Annotated in this window: 8 protein-coding genes; 7 read left to right on the top strand and 1 reads right to left on the bottom strand. The window is 49.0% G+C overall.

Features of this window, described 5'->3' with window-relative positions:
* Positions 1–7 precede the first annotated feature (7 nt).
* Genes C7R92_RS02415 through C7R92_RS02445 form a run of 7 tightly spaced genes read left to right on the top strand, consistent with a single transcriptional unit; the run spans position 8 to position 21,888 of the window.
* A complete protein-coding gene (locus C7R92_RS02415) occupies positions 8–5,851 on the top strand; it encodes an SDR family NAD(P)-dependent oxidoreductase (RefSeq protein ID WP_158265720.1) in 5,844 nt (1,947 codons plus the stop codon).
* Between the two features lie 22 nt (positions 5,852–5,873).
* Positions 5,874–9,758 (top strand): condensation domain-containing protein, encoded by a 3,885-nt coding sequence (locus C7R92_RS02420; protein ID WP_106833117.1) that lies wholly within the window; start codon positions 5,874–5,876, stop codon positions 9,756–9,758.
* Positions 9,759–9,772: 14 nt separating this feature from the next.
* Positions 9,773–11,029: a crotonyl-CoA carboxylase/reductase gene (gene ccrA / locus C7R92_RS02425; protein ID WP_106833118.1), complete on the top strand. Its 1,257-nt coding sequence runs from the start codon at positions 9,773–9,775 to the stop codon at positions 11,027–11,029.
* 1 nt (position 11,030) lies between these two features.
* Positions 11,031–11,786 carry a thioesterase II family protein gene (locus tag C7R92_RS02430; protein WP_106833119.1) on the top strand — a complete coding sequence of 252 codons (756 nt, stop codon included), beginning with the start codon at positions 11,031–11,033 and terminating at the stop codon, positions 11,784–11,786.
* Positions 11,787–11,789: 3 nt separating this feature from the next.
* Positions 11,790–19,625, top strand: a complete 7,836-nt coding sequence (locus C7R92_RS02435) for a non-ribosomal peptide synthetase (protein WP_106833120.1) — start codon at positions 11,790–11,792, stop codon at positions 19,623–19,625.
* Between the two features lie 29 nt (positions 19,626–19,654).
* Entirely contained in the window at positions 19,655–21,184 is a 1,530-nt protein-coding gene (locus tag C7R92_RS02440; RefSeq protein ID WP_106833121.1) for an MDR family MFS transporter, read from the top strand.
* A complete protein-coding gene (locus tag C7R92_RS02445; RefSeq protein WP_106833122.1) occupies positions 21,181–21,888 on the top strand; it encodes a 4'-phosphopantetheinyl transferase family protein in 708 nt (235 codons plus the stop codon). The genes C7R92_RS02440 and C7R92_RS02445 overlap by 4 nt, the downstream gene beginning before the upstream one ends.
* 67 nt (positions 21,889–21,955) lie before the next feature.
* On the opposite strand, the gene C7R92_RS02450 is transcribed toward C7R92_RS02445, so the two are convergent.
* Entirely contained in the window at positions 21,956–22,450 is a 495-nt protein-coding gene (locus tag C7R92_RS02450; RefSeq protein WP_106833123.1) for a nitroreductase, read from the bottom strand.
* Positions 22,451–22,492: the final 42 nt, after the last annotated feature.

The raw sequence follows: 22,492 nt of genomic DNA on the forward strand, positions 1-22,492 counted from the left end.
GGACAGGATGTTATCGCAAGACCAATGGCAGTCGATGTCTGTACAGCAAAAGAAACGACTCCTCCACAAGCTCGAACAGAATGGAGCGGAATACGGCGTATTTCCATTGTCAGCCGAACAAAAACGGATGTGGTTCTTAGATCAAGCAAACCCGAACGATCCCTCCTATCATATATGCTTTACTTTTTCACTCAAAGGGATTGTCGATGAAGAGCGAATCCTCCGGGCATTGCGTCTGGTTATCGAGCGACACGAAGTGCTTCGGACGAGAATCATCACGCTGGACGGTCAACCTTTTCAAATTCCTGATTTATCCGCTGAACAGTTCCACTTCCGCCGAGAAGCAATTACGGAGATAGAAGGAATCGATGCTGTACAAGATGTGCTCAAAACGGAAAGAGCAATGGCATTTGATTTGGAAAACGATTTTCCGATTAGAGCTCTCTTGCTGGATATATCCGAAGGTCATGCCCAATTGGTAATCACCATCCACCATATCGCAGTAGACGGATGGTCGATCGGATTATTCGTTGGAGAGTGGATAGAAGCGTACAAAGGGCGGGCGCAGGACAATGAGCAGGAGGGAGAAATACTTCCCGGGGCCCCTGATCTTCAATACGTTGACTACGCGGTTTGGCAAAAGTCACAGATCGGCGAAGGAGCATGGCAAGATTCTCTTGCATACTGGAAGCGACAGTTGAAGGAGGCGCCTGTTTCAATCGATCTGCCCTATGATACACGCAATCAAGAACAGAAGAAGTCAGGAGGGGGTGCAGAATTTTTCCTTCTGGTCGCAGAGGAATGCGAACCATTGCAGGAGTTGGCTAGAAGCAGACGCTGCTCCTTGTTCCATGTTCTGTTATCCGCTTTTTATATAGCGCTGTCCCGATTCACCTCGCAATCTGCACTCAATGTCGGAACAGCCGCAGCCAATCGGGGCAACGAACCATTCAAAAAAACGATGGGGTTGTTTGCTAATACAGTTTTGCTTCATCAGAGCATTCACCCCGATCGAACATTTAGCGAGACGCTGGACGATTTCAAAGAAAAGGTTCTAGAAGCGTTTGAACATCAACATATTCCTTTTGATCGCGTGATTGATGCCCTTGGAGCCGAGAGACGCCCAGGTATGGACCCTTATTTGCAAGCGATGTTTCTTTTGCAAAATTCATCGTTATCGCCGCTAGGGTTGGAAACACCTGCAAAATTGATCGGGGATACAGAAGTGTGTGTGCAGTTGCCAGGTAATGAGATTGTGGAGCACGCTTCTCTTCCGATGATCCTGACAGCAGTTGAGCAAACGGGGGGAATCGGATTTCGACTGACCTACCAGAAAGACAAATTCAGTCAGGAGCGAATGCAGCTCTTTTTGCAGCATTTCATTGGGCTTCTAGGAGAAATCGGTAATAATTCTGGCTTAAAAATAAAAGAATACCGCTTGATGTCCCCCTCAACAGAGGACGCATGGAAAAGACGAATTGGTGTCAGGCAAGATGAAGGGTTGATACCAGTTTGGTCCATCGCACAAGGACAGACGCTTCGAGTGCACCCGTCCATGTGTCAGAGGAATGGCGATCGATGGGTAACAATCCTGAATACTGAGGGAAACGATTGTCCGCCTGGATTTCCGGGACATGTGTACGTTTCTGAACAGACATTAGATGAGTGGCTGCCTTCGGGAGACCTCGGCGAATGGGGAGCGGATGGCAGCTTGCATTTGCGATTGTCGAAACACATGGAGCTGTCGTATCTCGATTCAGCAAAGCAAAAGCCGTGGACGGCTGCTTCGCTCGAGCAAGCCATACGAAAGCTTCCAGATTTGCAGGATAGTTGTGTGGATCGATACATAACCCCCACGGGAACAGAGGCAATCGTCATTTATTATGTAGCGGCACAGGCTAAGCCGTTGGGTATGTTTCAACAATTGTTGGCAACACCAGCAGGCGGTGTTCAAGGGGAAAGTGAGTGGCTCGTTTGCCGAGTTCGTCATATCCCATCCAATGCCTGGGGATGGCCGGATATTTCTTGGCTAAGGCTGCAGTGGTCAGACGCCGTTGAGCAGGCACTGCAACAACGAAAGCGACTCATTGACCATCCTGACACGGAAACCGTAGTTGTTCTTCCAGGAGAAGACCGGTTCGCACAGTTGACCATACCGATCCGCGAATTATGTCTTCCCCACCTAAAAAAGGAAGGTACGGATGCATTGGCTGACAGCCGTCATTCTCCTCTTCGAAAGCTCTCGCTGTGTGAAGGCCCTCCACTGGAAGAACTTCAGGTGAAGACGTTGCCAGAGTTGTTACGACAAACGGCAGCATATTTCCCCAATCACCAGTTGATGACGGTTGGCAGCAACGGCCGTACAGCCTTCAGTTATGCCGAACTACTCCAATTGGCAGAGAGAGGCGCCTTACACTTGAGAGCGTCGGGAGTGAAAAAAGGAGAACGAATCCTTTTATTTGTGCACGAGCTTGACCAATGGATCCAGATCTTTTGGAGTTGTGTATTGGCAGGAGCGATACCAGTTCCGATCGGAGTTCCCAAAATGGCGGACAGGAACACGGGCGGAGGAAGCGCTGTCGATAAACTGCTTGCGGTGCGGGCTTTTCTTGGGAATCCACGCATCATTTGCGACGAACGTGAGGAATTGCAGCACTATTTTCATGTGAGAGATATCACTTTGCACGAGCAGGACATTCTGGAACCATCTGCAATCCTGAATGTCCCTGTCGCTAGGACAGAGTGGAGTGATAACGTCGCGATAGAGGAAGCAGATGTGGCCGTCATTTTGTTTACCTCTGGGAGTACGGGCATGCCAAAAGGTGTGCGGCTTACCCACCGAAATGTACTCAAACGAAGTCAGGCTGTCGCAAAACACAATCGATTTGACAGCACAGAGGTCAGCTTGAATTGGATGCCACTTGACCATGTAGGTGGTCTCGTGATGTTTCATTTGCTTGACGTATACACAGGAGCATGCCAAATCCATGCAGAGACAGAGCATATTTTGCAAGATCCATTGTTGTGGATGGACTATGCCAACGATTATGGAGTAACGGTGACGTGGGCACCCAATTTTGCCTTTGGACTCATTGCCGAACAAGAACAGGAAGTGTTGCGCCGGTCGTGGGATTTGAGTCGACTGCGATTTATTTTAAATGGAGGAGAAAAAATCCAGGCGCGGACGGCCAGGCGGTTCATGCAATTGATGAAAAGCAAATCGCTTCCTCAAACCGCCATGCATCCTTCGTGGGGAATGACGGAGACTTCTTCAGGCGTGACCTTTTCCACCTCGTTTAGCATTGGCGATACTGCAAATCCTGCTGAGTTCGTGGCTGTAGGTTGCCCAGTGGCTGGAACATCTCTGCGAATTGTCGGAGATGACGGAACCCCCGTCGAGATGGGAGAAGAGGGCCAGCTTGAAATCTATGGGGAGACTGTAACGGCAGGCTACGAAGCAAACGAGGAAGAGAATCGGAGTAGCTTCAGCAAGGATGGCTGGTTCATTACCGGCGATCTTGCTCGAATCATCGACAACGAGTTGGTCATTACTGGCAGGATAAAGGAAGTCATCATCATCAACGGCCTTAAGTACGGAAGTGCGGATATCGAAAATACTGCGGAAGAGAGCGGATACGTCCTCGCAGGATGCGCAGCGGCTTGCTCTGTACAGAATCCGGGTGAAAACACTGACAGAGTCTTACTTTTTTGCACATTTATTGACGGGCAAGATCAGGAAGCGGCTGCTTCTTTCGTGCGTCACAGGGTATTGCAAAAGACAGGTGTATTCGTGGATGAATTGATTCCTATTCATGCGGAAGAATTTCCACGAACATCGATTGGCAAGATTAATCGTTCGGTTCTTCGAGATAGATACCGAGGTGGGGTATACACGGGACGCGGTTTTGGCAGGGCCATTGGCATCCCTTCGTGGTTTTACGAGAAACAGTGGGAGCGGCGTGAATGGATCAATCCGGGAGATGGGGGAGAAAATCGCACGCGTGTCATTTTTGCAGAAAAAGATGGAGCGGGAGAAAGTATCGCTCAAATCCTAAGGAGTCAAGGCATGACCACTTACGAGGTTCAGCCTGGAACCAGCTTTGAACAGCATGGCTCGCGCTTCTTCCTGAATGTGCAAGACCCTGGTCATGTTCAGCGCCTGCACCGATCGATTCGTGAAGCAGGCGAGAGAACAGATATCATCATGTATTGCCAGAATGATCTGGCCAGTTGCGACAGGCCATATACCGTGCTTTTACCGCTTCTGCATTTGTTACAGGAGTTTGGGGGTGACAATGACAATGCCCCGCTGCGATTGACTGTTGTTTCCCAAGGTGCTGTTCGTGTCCAGGAAAAGGATATCATTTCCCCGACTTTAGGCAGCTTGACTGGATTTTTGCGTACAGTTTCGGTCGAAATGCCTCATGTAATGGTGAAGCATGTAGATATGGATAACGAAGTATCAGACTGGAGGACTTGGGCAGGTTTGTTGACCGCAGAAACAGCAGAACACGCGTACAGTCCACAAGTGGCTTATCGAGAAGGAAAGCGCTATGTACCTGTGCTCAAGGAAGTATCGATGACACAAGAAGACATCGATGCCAAAAGAGGATTCCGTCAAGGCGGTGTCTATGTGTTGACAGGAGGTCTAGGTGCCATCGGTCGTATTGTAGCTGCTCACATTCTGTCTATCTATAAGGCAAGAGTGATGTTGATTGGCAGAACGGATCTTCATACTGCTGGCGGAGAGCGTGGGAGTGAGCTTCGAGCCGCGATGGATAGCCTGTCAGCGTTGGGCGAAGTCGTTTATGAGCGTGCGGATGTTACCTCCATGGAGGACTTGTCCAGAGCATTTGATAGCGTAAGAGCACGCTGGGGTCATCTAGATGGTATTTTGCATCTGGCAGGGGAAGGGCATCACTTCAACTGGAAAGAGATGGACAATACGCTGATTCGCAACATGTCGGAGGCGGCTTTGCAAGAAGCGTTTTGGGCAAAAGTTCAAGGCGGTCGCAATGTACTTGATTGGGCACAAACTCAGGAAAATATCGAGGTCATTATGTTCTCCTCGGTCAACAGCCTTCTGGGCGGGAGCGGACTTGCTGCGTATTCTGCTGCCAGCAGTTGTCTCGACAGCGAAGTGTTGAGCCGCATTCATCAAGTAACTTGCAAGAGTATCCAATGGAGCTTCTGGGATACCAATAGCACGATGCTAAACGGAGGACAAAACGCAGGGGCATCCCGCCAGATGATGTCCAGATGGCAGGCTCTCGTGTCTCTAGAAGCTGTCATGCAGCGCAACAATTGCAGCATGATTGTTGGCTTGCATGGGACAGCCGATGAATTATGCAAGCAGTATGGAGTGATTTCCCAAAAGGGAGCGCCTGCTTTTACGCTCGTGTATTCCAGCCAAACGAGAGAACCGATAGAAGGAGTCGTTTCTAACAGTCTAATTGGGTCCCTTGTACGAACCGAGTTTGTTCCGCATATTCCGTTCGACCACATGGGCAGCGTAGATGAGCAAAGGCTGGTCACCCTTTTGAAAGGAAGAGGGAGAACTGCTGATGGACCCGTCAATGAAACAGAACGGGCATTGATGGAGATATGGGGCCAAACCTTGCAGCACTGGCAATTTCAGCTAGACGACAAGTTCTTTGAAGTCGGAGGGAATTCGCTGCACACGGTGCGGGTCATTTCCCGCATCAATGAACAGTTCCATACCAGCCTGAGTGTTACCGACCTGTTCCAATACCCGACGATCCGTCAGCTTTCCGCTTATTTGGAAAAACATACAAAGGGCAATGATGACGATCAGTCAAAAGCGGAAGAACTAACTGGAATTACGTTTTAGCGATAATCCTGGGGGTGAGAGAATGAGCAAGGAAATTGCTGTAATCGGTATGAGCGGAATGTTTCCGCTGGCCGACAATCTAGAGGAGCTCGCCCCGCTGCTAATGTCTGGTGCTGATACGGTCAGAGAGGCGCCGCTCCACCGCGTAAAGCTGGCAGGCTTGCCTTTGGATCGCCGCTATGTGCCGATGGCTTACGTTGAGCATATGGAGCATTTTGATTATCCGTTTTTTCGGATTTCCCAGAAAGAAGCCAAATCGATGGATCCACAGCAAAGGGTTGCACTGCAATTAGCTTGCGCAGCCATTGAACACGCAGGGTATTCACTCAGCTCCTTCCGGGGCACGCGTACCGCTGTCATGATGAGTGCAGCAGGAAATCAATATGGTAGATTGCTACGTGAGAAATCGGGAGTGGCATTCGTAGGCAACCATACAGCGGCCATTGCCGGAAAAATCTCGTATTACCTCGATTTGCGTGGCACTGCCATGATGATTGACACGACATGCTCGTCGTCACTGGCTGCTGTTCATTTTGCATGCCAATCATTACGGAATAAAGAAGCAGATACAGCCTTGGCGGGGGGAGTGAACCTACTCCCGATTCTGGACGAAATCGAAGCGTTGGAGAATGAACCTCTCGGAATCGCGGCACCTGACGGACGAAGCAAATCATTTGATGAGAGGGCTAATGGAACTGGCGCAGGAGAGGGTGCGGGGATTGTCCTGCTAAAAAGACTGGAAGACGCTATTCGAGACGGAGATTATGTGCATGCAGTGATTTCTGGAAGTGCAATGAACCAGGATGCAGCGAGATCCAACAGTCTGGGAGCTCCAAGCCCAGTAGCGCAGACGGAAGTCATTCGGGAAGCATGGGAACAGGCAGGCATTCATCCCCGACAAATCTCCTATATAGAAGCACATGGTACAGGCACAAGGCTTGGCGACCCGATTGAGATCAAAGGATTGACGGATGCATTTCGCCTGTATACCACAGATACGTCATTCTGCGCCATTGGTTCTGTCAAATCCAATATCGGGCACCTTGGAAACAGTGCGGGTATCACTGGATTGATCAAGGTCATCTTGTCGATGAGAGATGACACCCTCTATCCATTGGTTCATTTTCAAAAGCCAAATCCTTTGATCAATTTTGCCGAATCGGCGGTCTATCCCATTGATCGTGCCAAACCATGGCAAGCTGAACCGAAAATTGCTGGAATCAGCTCATTTGGATTATCGGGAACTAACGTTCATGCCGTTGTCCGAGAAGCAGGAAGTGGCCAATTGACCAAAAAGGGTTCGGTAGGAAAGCCGCAAGAAGAAGGCCATCAACTCATTACGCTCAGTGCGATGACCGAACGATCATTGACCGCATTTGCTAGACATTTGGGGGCGTATGTACAAAAAAACCCCTTCTCGCTTTCGCAAATTAGTTATGTACTGAATGCGGGTCGCGACGATTATCCCGTTCGTGCTGCGATGGTAGTGAATAACCTTGAACAACTGAAAAGATACTTGGATGGTTTGGAACAACGGGAGGGCATTTGCGAGACACTTCCGAGGGCGATGGTTCTTCTCTGCTCGGGAGATGCTCCGATTGAGGAGAACCTGATTACACGCTGGATGGAAGAGGAGCCGGTATGGAAGCACTGGTGGGAGCGTTGCAGTCGTGAGTCCGATATAACCCATCCGCACGTAAGGCGAACAGCGATGCAAATCTGCCATTATCAAGTCCTTTCGGCAAAAGGATTCAAGGCATTGCATGTCTTGGGGACGGGGACTGGGAATTTTGCCGTCCGATTCGTAACAGGACAAATGACCTTGGCTGAAGGCTTGGCTGCGGCAAATCAGTATCAGGAAGATGCATTTGATCATACCCGGCTAAAAGTATGGGCAAGTCAATTTTGTACCAAACATGACGCGTTGTTTTTTGAATTAGCTTCGAATGGCGTGCTTTCTCGAACGCTTCTCGCGATAGATGACTTGGACAATAAACCTGTATTCGTCCATATGCCAAAAGAGTCACTCCTACATAGTTTTCAGGTGCTCTACCAGGCCGGGATCAAAGTGGATTGGCAAGCATACTACAAGGATTCGCATTCTCAAAGGATTCCGCTTCCGACCTATAGCTTTGAACCTCTCGTGTGCTGGCCGGAACAAAACGAACGAGTGTCCATAGATGTTGTGCCGCAGCAGTCAATCTCCCATGAAGAGCATGGTGTGGCCGACAAAGCTGTCGATGAAACAATCGAACAAGCAGTTCACCGAATCTGGCGAGAAGTACTGGAACACGAAAATTTTGGGGAAGAGGACGACTTTTTCGAGCTTGGCGGCAATTCCTTGATGGGTACCCAAATGATGGGCAGGATGAAAACGAAATTTGGAGTAGAGCTCGATTTTGAACAGTTATACGAATACTCGACAGTCCGAACATTAAGTGACTACCTTCGCTCTTTACTAAGTCAACAGGAGCCTGCAAGTAAGCCTGCCGCAAATGAACTAATCCGAATCAATCGAACAGGAAGTCTGCCGCTCTCCCATGCACAGGAGCGCATGCTGATGATGCATCTCCAGGAGCCTGACTCTGCGTACTATCACATGCCAGCCCACTTAAAGCTGACAGGGGTGTTGGATGAAAGGGCGTTGGAGCGATCCATTCAGATGTTGATCGAAAGACACGAAATATTGCGAACCGTCTATGCGTCCGACAATGGGGATCATCGCCAGCGAATTGTTGAGGCGAACTTATCCGTGCTTAGGGAAGACTGGACAACATTGCCTCGAGTCGACATCGATCAGCGATTAAAAGAGCAGCAGTATGCGATTTTTCAAAAGCCTTTCGATCTATCCAAGGATATTCCCATTCGAATCGCCTTGTTCAAAACAGGGCAAGAGGAATTTCACTTGTTCTTGAATATTCATCATATCGCGGCTGATGGATGGTCGGTTGACAATTTTATTCGTGAATGGTCCGAATGCTACACCGCTTTCATCGAAGGAAAAAGTCCGAGGCTACGTACGCTTGCTTACAATTATTGCGATTATGCAGTCTGGCAAAAGGAGTGGCTTCTTCAAGGAGAAGGAGAGCGACAATTGACTTACTGGACCCAAAAGCTTTCGGGGATCACTGGACATTTACCTCTCGTAACTGACAAGCTGCGTCCACCTATTCCGGGCTTTGCAGGGAAGGTTCATACATTCGCTATCTCAGAGACAACGACTAAGGCACTGCAAGTTTTCTGCCAGGAGGAAAAAGCGACCTTCTATATGGCTTTATTCGCTATTTATTCCATCCTGCTGTCCCGATATTCGGGAGAAAGTGATGTATGCATAGGCTCTCCGGTAGCAAACCGAACCCGCGCTGAGCTGGAACCGATCATCGGGTATTTTTCTAATACGGTCGTACTCAGAAGCAAAGTGACTTCCGGTCTGCCCTTCCGAAGCTATGTCCAGGAAGTCAAGCGAACGGTACTTGAAGCGTTCCAGCATCAGGATTATCCATTTGATTTGCTGGTAAAAAATCTGTCTGTTCCGCGCCATAGAGGTTGCCATCCGTTGTTCCAGCATGCTTTTGTCCTGCAAAATGCGACCAGCGCGAAGTGGCAGTGGCCAAGGGTCCAAGTGGAGTGGATGGAAGCGAAGTCGTTAGGAGCCAAATTTGACTTCACGTTATCGCTTGCAGAAGAAGATGGTCGGCTGAAAGGCTTCGTCGAATACAGCACAGATTTGTTTGAGGAACAGACGATTGCTCAAATGATCAGGCACTATATCCGTTTGCTGGAATCGGCGGTTGCCTCGCCGGGAACCTCTGTAGAGAAGCTGGCAATGCTTTCGACCGAAGAAGAGGCAGGTCTTGTTTCAACTACCTCGCAATCAAGGGGCGCAGAGGATTATGACTTTTCATGAGGAGGAGAATGAGTATGAGCATAGGATCAGCGGTTAGAACGGATCAACTTTTTCCAATTGGTGAGGTTCCACCTGTAGGAGTGGTGCCAAAGCAAATGTACGCATGGACTGTGCGCAAGGAGCGGTTCGGCGAGCCTCTCCAAGCCTTCCAGGTCGAAATTGTTGATGTGCCTAAGCCTGGGAGGGGGGAAGTCATTGTATGCAATTATGCGGCTGGTATTAATTACAATGGAGTCTGGGCAGGTCTCGGTCAGCCGAAAAATGTGATAGCTGACCATGGAAAATGGGGAGATGCTCCACAGCCTTTCCATATATGCGGCAGTGAATCAAGTGGCATTGTCTACGCGGTCGGGGAAGGTGTAGACATGGTCAAGGTAGGCGATGAGGTCGTCGTGATTGGCGTTCAGGCGGATTACAATTGCCCTGTTGTAAAAAGAGGCGATTGCCCGGTTCTCAGTCCTACGTTTCGAGTCTGGGGCTACGAAGCGAACTGGGGCGCTTTTGCACAGTTCAGTAAGGTTCAACAGGAGCAATGCGTCCCCAAGCCTACGCATTACACGTGGGAGGAAGCAGCCGCATTCTCTGCTACAGGAGCAACGATTATGCGCATGTTGACCGCGTATAGTGAACACCACATACAAGAAGGGGATGTGGTGTTGATCTGGGGAGGTTCCGGAGGGCTCGGGACGATGGCGATTCAAATCGTCAATTATTTCGGTGGCATACCCATTGTGGTGGTTTCTGACCGAGAGAGAGCCGAACTGTGCATGAGCCTAGGGGCAAAAGGCTGGATAAACCGTTCGGAATTCAAGCATTTTGGCCCCTTGGAGCAAGGGTACAAGGAGCCAAGGCAGTACAAGGCTTGGCTAAGAGAGGCTTTAAAATTCCGCAGAGAAATCTGGAACATTGTCGGAGAAAGGAAAAATCCGCGCATCGTTATTGAACATCCGGGGGAAAACACGTTGCCGACTTCCATGTTTGTGGTGGAGAACGGAGGGATGGTTACCATCTGTGGTGGAACCTCCGGCTATATCGGCACAGTTGACCTGCGATACCTGTGGCTGGGACAAAAACGCTTGCAGGGAAGCCATGCAGGCGGTCGCCAAGATTATTTCAAAACGTATGATGCCATAAATCAATCGTCCATACGTCCTTATTTATCCAAGATCATTGAATGGGAAGACCTAGCCCAATGCCATCAAGATATTCGGGACAATCAACATCCGGGAGGAAATATGGCGGTACGAATTGGATTAGGAGCAGGAAAATAGTATGAGCATGACTGAAAGATCGGGCCGTTGGATACGGCCCGACAGACATCCAAAGAATGCGACTTACCGTTGTATATGTCTGCCTCACGCAGGTGGCAGCACAGCCTTGTTTGCCCAGTGGAAGCATTCCATAGGCGACGACATAGATGTTAGCTCTGTCCAATATCCAGGCAGGGCAGGACATCCATTTCGAAACGATTTACCAGCAACGATGACAGCCTGGGTAGGAGAAATCATAGAGGAGCTGTTGACTACCCTCAACAGCCCCTTCCTCCTGTTCGGACATAGCTTGGGGGGGGTGCTTGCCTATGAACTGGCTCGTTCCCTCACCGAAAAGGGGAAGCCCCCGATTGCCCTAATTGTATCCGGCGCAGTACCGCCTCATTTACTAGGCGCTCGACTGAAACGTGTTTCCACTTTTCCCGATGAGCATTTAATTAACCACGTAAGCGAGTATGGAGGAACACCGGAAGAATTGCTTGCTCATCCGGAGTTTATCGAGTATTTTCTCCCTTTGTTCCGACAAGATATAGGCGTTTTGGAATCTTATCTTTTTCATGAAAGGCAGCCACTCGCAATCCCGATCTTCGCTTTGGCAGGCAAAGATGACATTGTCGCTCCCCAAACAGATATAGAGGAATGGCAAATGTATACGACCACCTCATTTACGATGGATACGATAGATGGCAACCACTTTTTTGTAGAGGATCATGTTGCTGTCTGCACGACGATACGTAACTGGTTGAAAGGGGAATAGGCAATGAATAAGCTCCAAATAGGTTGTGTGTATTTGGTGGAACAAGTGGATTCCGAGTACCTGTGTGCAGAGAGCTTCGACCCAGAACAGTTCAAGCGGATCGTATATCGTGCCATTCAGGTTTTCGCTGTGAAATGCTTGGAAGAAGAGCGTATAGCTTTTCAGGACGATGAGCTGGGAGGTTTTCGAGTGGTTCCCAGCCAGATTGATCGTTCGAAAACAATCGAACAAGTAATAGAGCAGGATTACTTAACAAAAGACGACCAGCATGTGTCTATGGATGAGACGAAGCTACCTCGCTATGTTTTTTTCTATCAAGAAACAGGTGGAACTGCGGAAAGTATCGACGATGGGAAAACGTCTCTGAAGACATATGATCTCGCCATGCAATTGATAAGAAGCCAAGATTGCTTGCACCTTCGCGTCCATTATTCATGCGAGGCGTTTTCCGAACAGCTCGCTCGTACTCTTGGGGAGCGATATATGCTGTTGCTTCGCGAAATGTTAGCTGATCAGACTCGCACTGTAAACGAGCTGGAAATCGTCTCGGTGGAAGAACAGCAGCACCTACTCTTTGAGGTAAACCGAACACATGTCCAGTATCCACTCGATCAGGCCATCCACCGGGAATTTGAAAGACAAGTGGAGAAAAGGCCGTTTGAGATCGCTGTGAGTGATGATTATGAATCACTTACGTATCAACAACTGGAGCAAAAATCAAATCAGTTGGCCAACTATTTGATAGCTGAGAGAGGTATTGCAGCCCAGGAGCTAGTCGGTATCTGCATGGAGCGCTCCGTTCATATGATGGTTGCACTCCTAGGGATTCTGAAGGCTGGTGGTGCTTACGTTCCTTTGGCCCCCACTGATTCGGAGCAACGGCTTGCGAGTATTGTTCAGGATGCCAATATCCGCACGATCATTACCAGCTCTCGTCATTTGGACACAGCAGAGAGACTTCTATGGGCTACTCGTGAAGTCCAAGTATGCCTCTCTTTAAACGAGAGCCATCACGCACAAGATTTGGCCTCGCAATCGCATGACCTAATGGATGAACAGTTGTGGAACTTCGTCAATCAAAAGGCAAGCAATGAAATTGAAGCTGGCGGTTGGGTGAGCAGCTACAGCGGAGAGTCTTTCAGTAAAGAGGAAATGGAACAATATGCAAATAATGTGTTGATCAAGCTGGAGCCTTATTTGCACCACAGTTGTCGCGTTCTCGAGATCGGGTGCGCATCAGGCTTAACGATGTACAAGGTAGCACCTCACGTAGGGCTGTATGTTGGAACGGATCTCTCGGAGTCTGCTATCGCAGCCAATCGAGTCCGAACTGAGCGGGAAGGTCTTTCCCATATCCGCCTGCAAACGTTGGCAGCGCATGAGATTGACCAATTGTCCGAGGAGCCCTTTGACATCGTGATTATCAATAGCGTCGTGCAATTGTTCCCCCATCATCGATATTTGCTGGAGGTCCTGAAAAAATCGGTTGCCTTATGCAAGGACGATGGCATTCTCTTCATCGGTGATGTCATGGATTTAGAGACAAAAGCACAGTTGGAGGAGTCGTTGCTTCGCTATAAAGCGGTGCATCCCGATGCCCGAACGAAAACAAACTGGTCCAATGAATTATTTCTGCCGAAGGTTTTCTGGGAAGAACTGTCTGGGGAAATTCCTGCTGTCAAAGAGACACAATGCGAGAAAAAAATAGGAACTCTCAAGAATGAGCTAACCTCGTTCCGTTACGATGTGTTGATGAAGGTAAACCACACAGAAGGGCTTCCTGCTAATCGCAGCAACAGAAAACAGGTTCAAGATGCAAAGACACTGGATAGTTATAGTGCAGATCGTCCTAACATTGATGTGTCTCCCGAGGGTTTGGCTTACTGCTTATACACTTCCGGCTCGACAGGTATTCCAAAAGGGGTTTTGATTTCACACCGATCTGTCATGAACCGGCTGCTGTGGATGCAATCGGCCTATCCACTCGGGCTACAGGATGTCATTTTGCAAAAAACGGCGATTACGTTCGATGTGTCGGTATGGGAATTGTTCTGGTGGTCCATTAGCGGTGCACGGCTTCATTTTCTTCGTCCCGGAGGAGAAAAGAACCCAGAAACGATCTGGCAAACGGTTGCCAAGGAACGAATATCGACGATGCATTTTGTTCCGGGTATGCTTACCGTCTTTCTCGAGCATGCACGGCAGCAAGAAGCGACACCTCTTCTGAAAAGCTTGCGATATGTATTTTCCAGTGGGGAGGCATTGCACTACAGTCAGGCAGAAGCCTTCCATTCGTTGCTAGGTAAAACATTTCTAGCCCGCTTGATCAATTTGTACGGACCGACAGAGGCAACTGTGGATGTGACATGCTATGACTGTGTCGCTGACGGCCTGAGAGAGCCGATTCCAATCGGTAAGCCAATAGCCAATATTCGTTTGTACATACTGGACAGTGACTTAAAACTGGTGCCCGATGGAATGACAGGGGAGCTGTTCATTGGTGGAGAAGGAGTGGCAAAAGGCTACTTGAATCGCCCCGAGCTGACTGCCGAGAGGTTTCTGTCTCACCCGTATATCCCCAGGGAAACGATCTACCGGACTGGTGACAAGGTCCGTCGTCTCCCGGATGGGCACATCCAATATCTCGGTCGAATCGACGATCAAATGAAGTGGCGCGGATACCGGATTGAGCCAGGCGAAATCGAAAGCATCTTGAAAAAGATACCGGGAATACTCGAAACGGTCGTGCAATTGCAGCCCATCGACCAAGGGAGTGAGGTGCTCGTTGCGTACTTTACGGCGAATGCTTCCTTGGAGGAAACTGTGATTCGACACTTCCTTGGGAGCAGGCTAGCTCCTTACATGATGCCTACCCACTTTATCGAAGTAGACCAGATGTCCCGAACAATGAGCGGCAAGATTGATCGGAAGCAGTTGGCGAACAAGTGGACACCTTCATCAATTAGTAAAGAGACGCCAGTAATCGCGGATGAGCATGAGCGTCAGATGGCGAGTATATGGCGCGAGGTGTGCGGTTTCGAAAACATTTCTCCCACTGCAAACTTTTACACATTGGGTGGACACTCGTTGCAGGCACTGCATCTCTTGTCTGCTGTGAATGATCACTTTGGCGTGAGACTGTCGCTTGCAGACTTTTTCTCCAACCCGAGTATTCAGGGAGTTGCAGAAGCGGTTAAGCGTCACATATCTCCGAAAGCTTCCGATTGCCTGCCTTCTATACAACCAGATGAAGAAAATCGATACGAGCCGTTTCCATTAAATGACCTGCAGCAAGCGTACTATGTAGGCCGAATGTCTGATTTTGAAATCGGCAGTATCGCTACGCATGTGTATGTCGAATTGGAGTGCACCGAATACGATCATAATCGCATGCTGACAGCCATGCATCGGTTGATCGAACGACACGATGCTCTTCGGTGCGTCATGACGGAGGAGGGTATGCAACGGATCTTGCCGGCTTTGGATCGCTTCAACATCCCCCTGGAAGATATCCGAGAACTGGATGCGGAAGAGAAGGGAACAGTGCTCCAACAAAAAAGAAGCAGGCTGTCTAGTCGGGTATTCTCGCCGATGCAAATTCCTTTATTCGACGCCCAGGTCACCTTGCTGGAAGGAAGCAAGGCCATTGTTCATCTGTATTATGATGGGCTCATTCTCGATGGCTGGAGTCAAAGTATGGTGACCAAGCAGCTCGAAGCCTTTTACCGGGAGCCGAATCAGTGGGTAGAGCCGATAGACATTTCTTACAGAGACTATGTATGTGCGGTATCTGGACACAAAAAGTCAGCGGCTTATAACAAAGCGAAGCAGTATTGGCTGGAGAAGCTGCCAGAATTGCCGGGACCGCCTGAGCTTCCCTTGAAAAAACAGCCTCATCATATCATAGCGCCAACACCCATCCAACTAACGCGTACGATCTTGCAGAAGGACTGGGAGCAATTTCAAGAGAACGCTGCGAGCTTTGGCGTGAGTCCGCAATTAAGTTTATTCGCAGCTTTTGCACATGTAATGGGTCATTGGTCTTGGCAACAGCAATTTTTACTGAGTGCAGCTCAATTTAACCGTTTGGAAATACATTCGCAAGTAAACGAACTAGCGGGGGAATTTGCTTCCGTATGGCCGTTTGGTTTTGATCTGCGAGAGCGCAAGCCTTTTGTGGAAGAGGTAAGAGAGATAGAAAGTATCTTCTGGAGAGATATGGATCACCGCTTATTCAGCGGAGTGGAGGTGCTGCGAGAGCTGTCACGCCAACGGGGAGAAACGTTACGTTCGCCTGCTCCGGTTGTCTTTACCAGTCTGCTTCACTTGGGGGCGGATGGCAAGGAGGAAACTGGCCGATCATTTGAGTCTGTATACTGGATGAGCCAAACATCACAAGTGTGGATTGACGCCATCGTTAGCAGCAGGAACGGTGAGCTTCACCTGATTTGGGATTGCGTAGAAGAGCTATTCGAACCGGATGTGTTGAATCGCATGCTTGATGCGTATGGCAACATGATTCAGAAGCTGGCGTCGGACGCTTCCGCATGGAAGTCCGAATACTGGGAACTAACTGCCAAACAGGAATTGTCAGTGATGGATCTGGCCAATGAGACGGACAAGAGCTGGCCAAATCGATCCTTGCTGGAAACACTGGTGGATAATTGCGCCCACTATGCCAAAAAACCCGCGATTTTGACCAGTTCCTTACAGCTTTCCTATGAAGAGTTGTTTAGCAAGGCCAAAATGATCGCTGTGCTCCTTCGTGAAAGCGGGGTTAAAGAAGGAGATTATGTTGTCATCTGGATGGAAAAAGGTTGGGAGCAGATCGTCGGTATGATCGCCACGCTAGCGTGCGGTGCTGCGTATATTCCGGTACCAGCAGATTGGCCGCAAGCACGGTTGGCGCATGTTCTAAAAGAAAGCGCTGCTCGTGTGATTCTAACCCAATCATGGCTTGCTTCGTCCGTCGCTTCGTACGGCTGCCCGCTTCTCAATGTTGACGCAAGAGCGAGCCATGAAGGCATGAGACAACAGCAAGACAGGTTGGCACTTATCCATTGGGAAGAGCTGCCCGGATATCAAAAACAGTCTGGGGTTGCTTTCGTCTTGTTTACGTCTGGTTCGACGGGTGTTCCAAAAGGTGTCATGCTGGAGCTTCCGGGCCTGATGAATGTTTTGCATCACTTGAATCACTCCAATCAAGTGAACGCTTCCGACCGTACCTTGGCGTTAACACAGCTGCATCATGATTTTTCTGTGTACGATACGCTAGGCATGCTCACAGCAGGGGGTACTATCGTTTTGCCTGATCATGATAAGACGAGAGACCCTGGGCATTGGCTAGCGCTACTGGAGCAGCATTCGGTGACCATCTGGAATTCGGTTCCCGCCTTTATGGAAATGTTCACAATGTATATGCAAGAAAGTGTACATCAGGTGCTACCGAGCTTGCGTTTGTTTATGGCTGGCGGTGACTGGGTTGGCCTCGGACTTCCTGCTGACTTGCGTCGTTTTGCTCCTACTGCTCGTTTTATTAGTATTGGAGGACCTACGGAAACAACTTTTATGAACATTTCCTATCCGGTCGATCACATTGATCCTGGCTGGAAATCCATTCCTTATGGTAAACCAATTGCCAATGCGCGATATTACATTTTCAATGACAGATTAGAACAAGTCCCAATCGGGGTTACCGGCATGATGTATTGCGAAGGGGTTGGGGTAGCAAAAGGCTATTTAAATGAACCCGAACGAACGGACAGATCCTTCATTCTCCACCCGGTCAGTGGCAAGCGACTTTATCGGACTGGTGACTTGGGACGTTATTTGCCAGATGGAAATATTGAGTTCATGGGGAGAGCCGACACACAAGTCAAATTGCGTGGACAACGGATTGAATTGGGAGAAATCGAGCATGCCTTGTGCCAATTTAGAGGCATCCAAAAGGCCGTGGTAACCGTTTGGGAATCGCAACAAACATTGGCGGCCTACTATGTAGCTGAGGCCGTTATGGAGCCGTCGCAGTTACAAGCCTATCTGAAGGAAAAGCTTCCATTGGCAATGGTTCCCACCTTTTTCATCCGTTTGCAGCATATCCCGCTCACTGCAAATGGAAAAGTAGATCGCAAGAATTTACCAATCCAGGAAGTAGAGGCAGGATTCGATAAGACGGACAACACAAATGAGGACTGCTCGCATGTATTGGCGCAGATCAAATCTGTATTTGCCAATGTGCTGGGAGTGAGGCACGTTCAGGATACGGATGACTTATTCAAGCTGGGAGGCAATTCGCTGTTGGCGATTCGCATCGCGCAAAGGATCGAGAAAACGATAGGTATTCCCGTACCACTGTCTGCACTGTTTACAGGTACGAGCATTGCAGGACTCGCCAAAATGCTGGAAACTGACGTTGATTCGTCAGATCTGGATGTAATCGGTCCCGTGCGGGAGTCTTTCGAATCGTCAGAGGCCGCTGGAAAAGAAATCGCCGCACCGCTTACTTATGCCCAAGAAGGCATTTGGCTGGCTGAGCAACTGAGGACATCCGACCATTATTTACTGCCTGCTTCTATGCAGTTGATTGGCCCCTTGTCTAAGGATTTGTTTCAAAATGCGTTGCAAGCCGTCTTGGAAAAGCAAGGCGTACTGCGAACCCGAATATTGCTGCGCGGTAACGAAGCCGTCCAAGTAGTGAAGCCGGCTGAGACAGTAGAGCTGGAGTGGATCGATTTGCGGTATGATCCCGATCGGAAAGAGACGCTTAAAAAGCTTCAGGCTGAATTTGCTGCAACACCCATTTTCGCAGATGACAGGAAGCTGTACCGATTCCGGATGATTGTATTCGAAGAGCAAAGCCATTTGTTGCAATTTGGCTTTCATCACGTCATTGCGGATGAGGCCTCCTTTGGAATTTTCGTAGCGGATTTGATGCGCGCCTACAGCTATTACACAGGGGAAAAGGAGGATCGTTTAGATTCTTTGCCGCTAGAGTATACCGATTATTCTATATGGCTTCGCAGAACCGAACGGACCGCTCGTTATCAACAAGATGTGGACTACTGGAAAAAAAGACTGGACCGCTATCCAGCACGGCTGTCTCTTCCGTATCGCAGCGACACAGGAGATGATTTGGGGAAGGGTGCTTATTACTGGCTAAACTTGGAACCTGTTCATGTGCATCGATTTAAACAGGTATGCCAGGAGAACGGCATCAGTCTGTTTTCCGGATGGCTCTCGGTATTTAGTGTCCTAATGTTGCGGGTAGGCGGTCAATTAGATATGGTGATTGGCACGCCTGTCTCTACGAGAAGCTGGGAACAGATTGAAGGCGTGATGGGGATGTTTGTAAACAGGCTTCCGTTCCGATTGATATTGGACCCGGACTGGGATTTTGTACAGCTTCTCTCCCATACCCACAGTATTGTCACTGAGGCACTCACGCACAGACGCCTTCCTTTTGAAAAAGTAGCCAAAGAAATGAAGGCAGATCCATCCTTTGTCCGTCTTCCGTTGCAAGTCGGATTCAATTTCATCGATTCTGACCGTGTGGAGCAGAATGCAGGTCCGCTTGTATGCAAATCATGGGAGTATCTGAAATCGAACGTTGCGCATCATCTCGGTTTATTCATCGAAAGAGAGGACGGTCATATGCGGGTTGCTTTTTCCTATAAAGAAGCGTTGTTTGCAGAAGAATCGATCACGCATATGGCTGAAGCTTTCAAACGATTACTAGAAAACATCCTTCATGATCCACATTGCCCTCTCCTTGAAAGCAAGACAGTCCAAGCGAAGAAGGAGAAGAATAGCGAGGAAGTCGAAATGTTTCATTTTCAGTAAGGAGTCCGGATAATGGAGGTAAAAAGGCTATGAATGTGAAGCCGAATGTCCGTGTGGGCTGGATTATCGCTGCTTTGATAATGGGAATGATCTTGTCAGCTCTAGATGCGACGGTTGTGGCTACAGCCATGCCCACGATCGTCAATCAGCTGGGTGACTTTTCCCTGTACAGCTGGATATTTTCGATCTACATGATGATGACCATCCTGGGAATGCCCCTCTTTGGTAAATTTGCTGATCAATACGGCAGAACCAAAACGTATTTGATCGGAATGGGCTTGTTCATGCTGGGCTCGCTGCTATGCGGATTATCCGTGAACATGCCCATGCTCATTATCAGCCGCGGAATTCAGGGAATCGGGGCAGGGGCCGTCGTTCCCGTGACCCTGACCATTGTTGGAGATTTGTTTACTCCGGAAAAACGGGCGAAAATGCAAGGGATATTCGGCATGCTGTTCGGGATTGCAAGTGTTCTTGGTCCTTCAGTGGGCGGATTTCTCGTAGACAAAGGGGACTGGACCTGGGCTTTTTATATCAATCTGCCGTTTGGCCTGCTCGGTATGCTATTCATCGGCTTGTTTTTGCCGGAAAGCACGACAAAACGAAATCAACTCGTTGACTGGAAAGGGATCATCACATTGGTGCTAGGCACGAGTGTCCTCTTGATTGATCTGGTTTTGGTCGGTCATTCAGATCCTTCGCTTAGAATTGAATGGAATTCCTTTCCTTCCCTGGCATTGTGTGTGATCGGGTTGACATTTCTGGCAGGCTTCATTCGGATTGAAGCACAGGCAAAAGATCCAATCGTGCCATTGTTTCTGTTTCGAAACAAGGTTGTCGCGCTTGTATGCGCCGTCGCATTTTTTACAGGAATCGCGATGTATGGTGCGATCATCTACATTCCTTTTTTTCTGCAAAAGGTACTTGGAGATAATGCTACGGTCGCTGGGAATGCGTTATTGCCACTGATGATCTCATTTGTCATCGGCAGCATTATTGGGGGGCGCCTGCTGTTGCTACTGACCTATCGGAGTGTTTTGGCAATCGGCATGTTTCTGATTGCGCTCGGGTTTTTCCTGTTTGCTACGATGCATGCAGACACATCCAGAGCAGCTGTCAGCACGTATATGTGGGCTGCAGGAACAGGATTGGGAGTGGTCATCCCAATCCTGACTATCGCCATGCAGGAAGCGGTCGATAAACAGTGGAGGGGTAGTATGACATCAGCTTCATCCTTTTTCCGTATGTTTGGCGGTGTGTTCGGTGCGAGCCTCATGGCGGCGTTGATGTCGACCCGGCTGCAACAAGGTCTCTATCGTTTTGAAGCTGCACCCGCCTCGTCTTCGCTAGAGAGTGGCCTTACAGCAGATATCCTGCTGCAAGGCCAAGCAAGCGGCACATTGCCGCCAGAAATGATGGACACGTGGATGCACGTGTTGACCTCCTCGCTACAACAAGTGTTCATTCTGGGAGGAGTGCTTTCTTTCGTAGGATTCACCATCGCTCTTGGGATGGGCACGATGAAACTGAAGAGAGACCAGAAGAGGCTGCAAGTATGAGCGAAGCAAGCCTGATGGTATATGCGGTTAATTGGGCTAAAAACATAAAGTGTCTGCAACAGTATTTTCAACAGCTCTTGCAGTCGGTGGATAAACAGAAAAGAGCGCGTATTTGTTCCTACAAAAGGGAAGAGGACGCATTCCGTTCGTTAATTGGAGATCTATTGATCAGGTATGTCGTAAATCGCCATTTTGGATGGGCGCTGGGTGACATTCATCTGAGCCAAAACGAATACGGAAAACCGATGCTGTCGCATGCAGGCCAAGTTCAGTTCAACATTTCCCATTCAGGGGAGTGGGTCGTAGCAGCAATTGGCGATCGGGAAGTCGGAGTCGATATCGAGCAAGTACTAGGTCTTGACTTGGATATAGCAGAGTATGCGTTTACCCCCGAGGAAATCAGGTGTTTGTCAGCCCAAGAACCGTATGAACAGCTGCGTGAGTTTTATCGGATATGGACGAGGAAGGAAAGCTTCGTCAAGGCGGTGGGAAAAGGATTGCTCATTCCCGTTCAATCTTTTTCTGTCATAACTCATCTTGGAACGGCGGGCATACGCATGAAGGGGAGCGCGAGGCCGGAATGGTCACTTAGAACGTACGAAGTTCCAGGGGATTACATCATGTCGATTTGTGCGAAAGGGGATTGTCTACCAAATGAAGTGAGCTTTCTGAATAGCGAAAGGCTCATTCAGCCATTCATATGAGAAATGCCTCCCGTCCTGACGAAAGGATGGGAGGCTTCATTTGTGTCTCGTATGTAATCCCAAGCTGCTAGAAATAGGCGACCAACACGCGCAAGACGGCGAGAATCAGGGCCAAGACCACGTAGATCACGGCTCCTTTCAGAAAACCGATGAAATGGAAGCGGTAGTCTTTGTAGCCTTTTGCTCCGTTGCTGCCGGGGATGATGATAAAGCGCGGAGTGATCCAGCAAAAAACGAACCAATCCAGGATGAGTAAATCCACCAGGCTGACTATCGTGAAAACGATGTAAAAGTGCAGAAACGCTCCTGCGAACGTAACCTGATCGCCAGTATAGTAAAGAGAAGTGATGAAAGGGACGGCAACGAGAGCCATGATCAGTGTTCCGATATACGTAAATTGCCGAGTTTCTTTTTTCGTTCGTTCCTTTACGGCCTGCTGAATGTCTTTTGGGTAATCCTTTAGCCAGATCCGCGGATTGTAATACAAGGTTACGAGCAAAATCACCAGAAAAACGACAGATAAAAGGGCCCCTTCCAATAAAATGCACGATAGTTCCAACATAGTAGTTTCGTCACCTCCGCCATGGATTTTACCAATGCTTTG

The organism is Brevibacillus porteri (assembly GCF_003013475.1).
GTDB classification, from domain to species: Bacteria; Bacillota; Bacilli; order Brevibacillales; family Brevibacillaceae; genus Brevibacillus; species Brevibacillus porteri.

Bases quoted from the DNA above. Each gene is read 5' to 3' on its own strand.
- C7R92_RS02450 (WP_106833123.1), bottom strand. From the start codon at position 22,450: ATGTTGGAACTATCGTGCATTTTATTGGAAGGGGCCCTTTTATCTGTC.
- C7R92_RS02445 (WP_106833122.1), top strand. From the start codon at position 21,181: ATGAGCGAAGCAAGCCTGATGGTATATGCGGTTAATTGGGCTAAAAAC.
- C7R92_RS02430 (WP_106833119.1), top strand. From the start codon at position 11,031: ATGAGCATGACTGAAAGATCGGGCCGTTGGATACGGCCCGACAGACAT.
- C7R92_RS02435 (WP_106833120.1), top strand. From the start codon at position 11,790: ATGAATAAGCTCCAAATAGGTTGTGTGTATTTGGTGGAACAAGTGGAT.
- C7R92_RS02440 (WP_106833121.1), top strand. From the start codon at position 19,655: ATGAATGTGAAGCCGAATGTCCGTGTGGGCTGGATTATCGCTGCTTTG.
- C7R92_RS02420 (WP_106833117.1), top strand. From the start codon at position 5,874: ATGAGCAAGGAAATTGCTGTAATCGGTATGAGCGGAATGTTTCCGCTG.
- ccrA (WP_106833118.1), top strand. From the start codon at position 9,773: ATGAGCATAGGATCAGCGGTTAGAACGGATCAACTTTTTCCAATTGGT.
- C7R92_RS02415 (WP_158265720.1), top strand. From the start codon at position 8: ATGTTATCGCAAGACCAATGGCAGTCGATGTCTGTACAGCAAAAGAAA.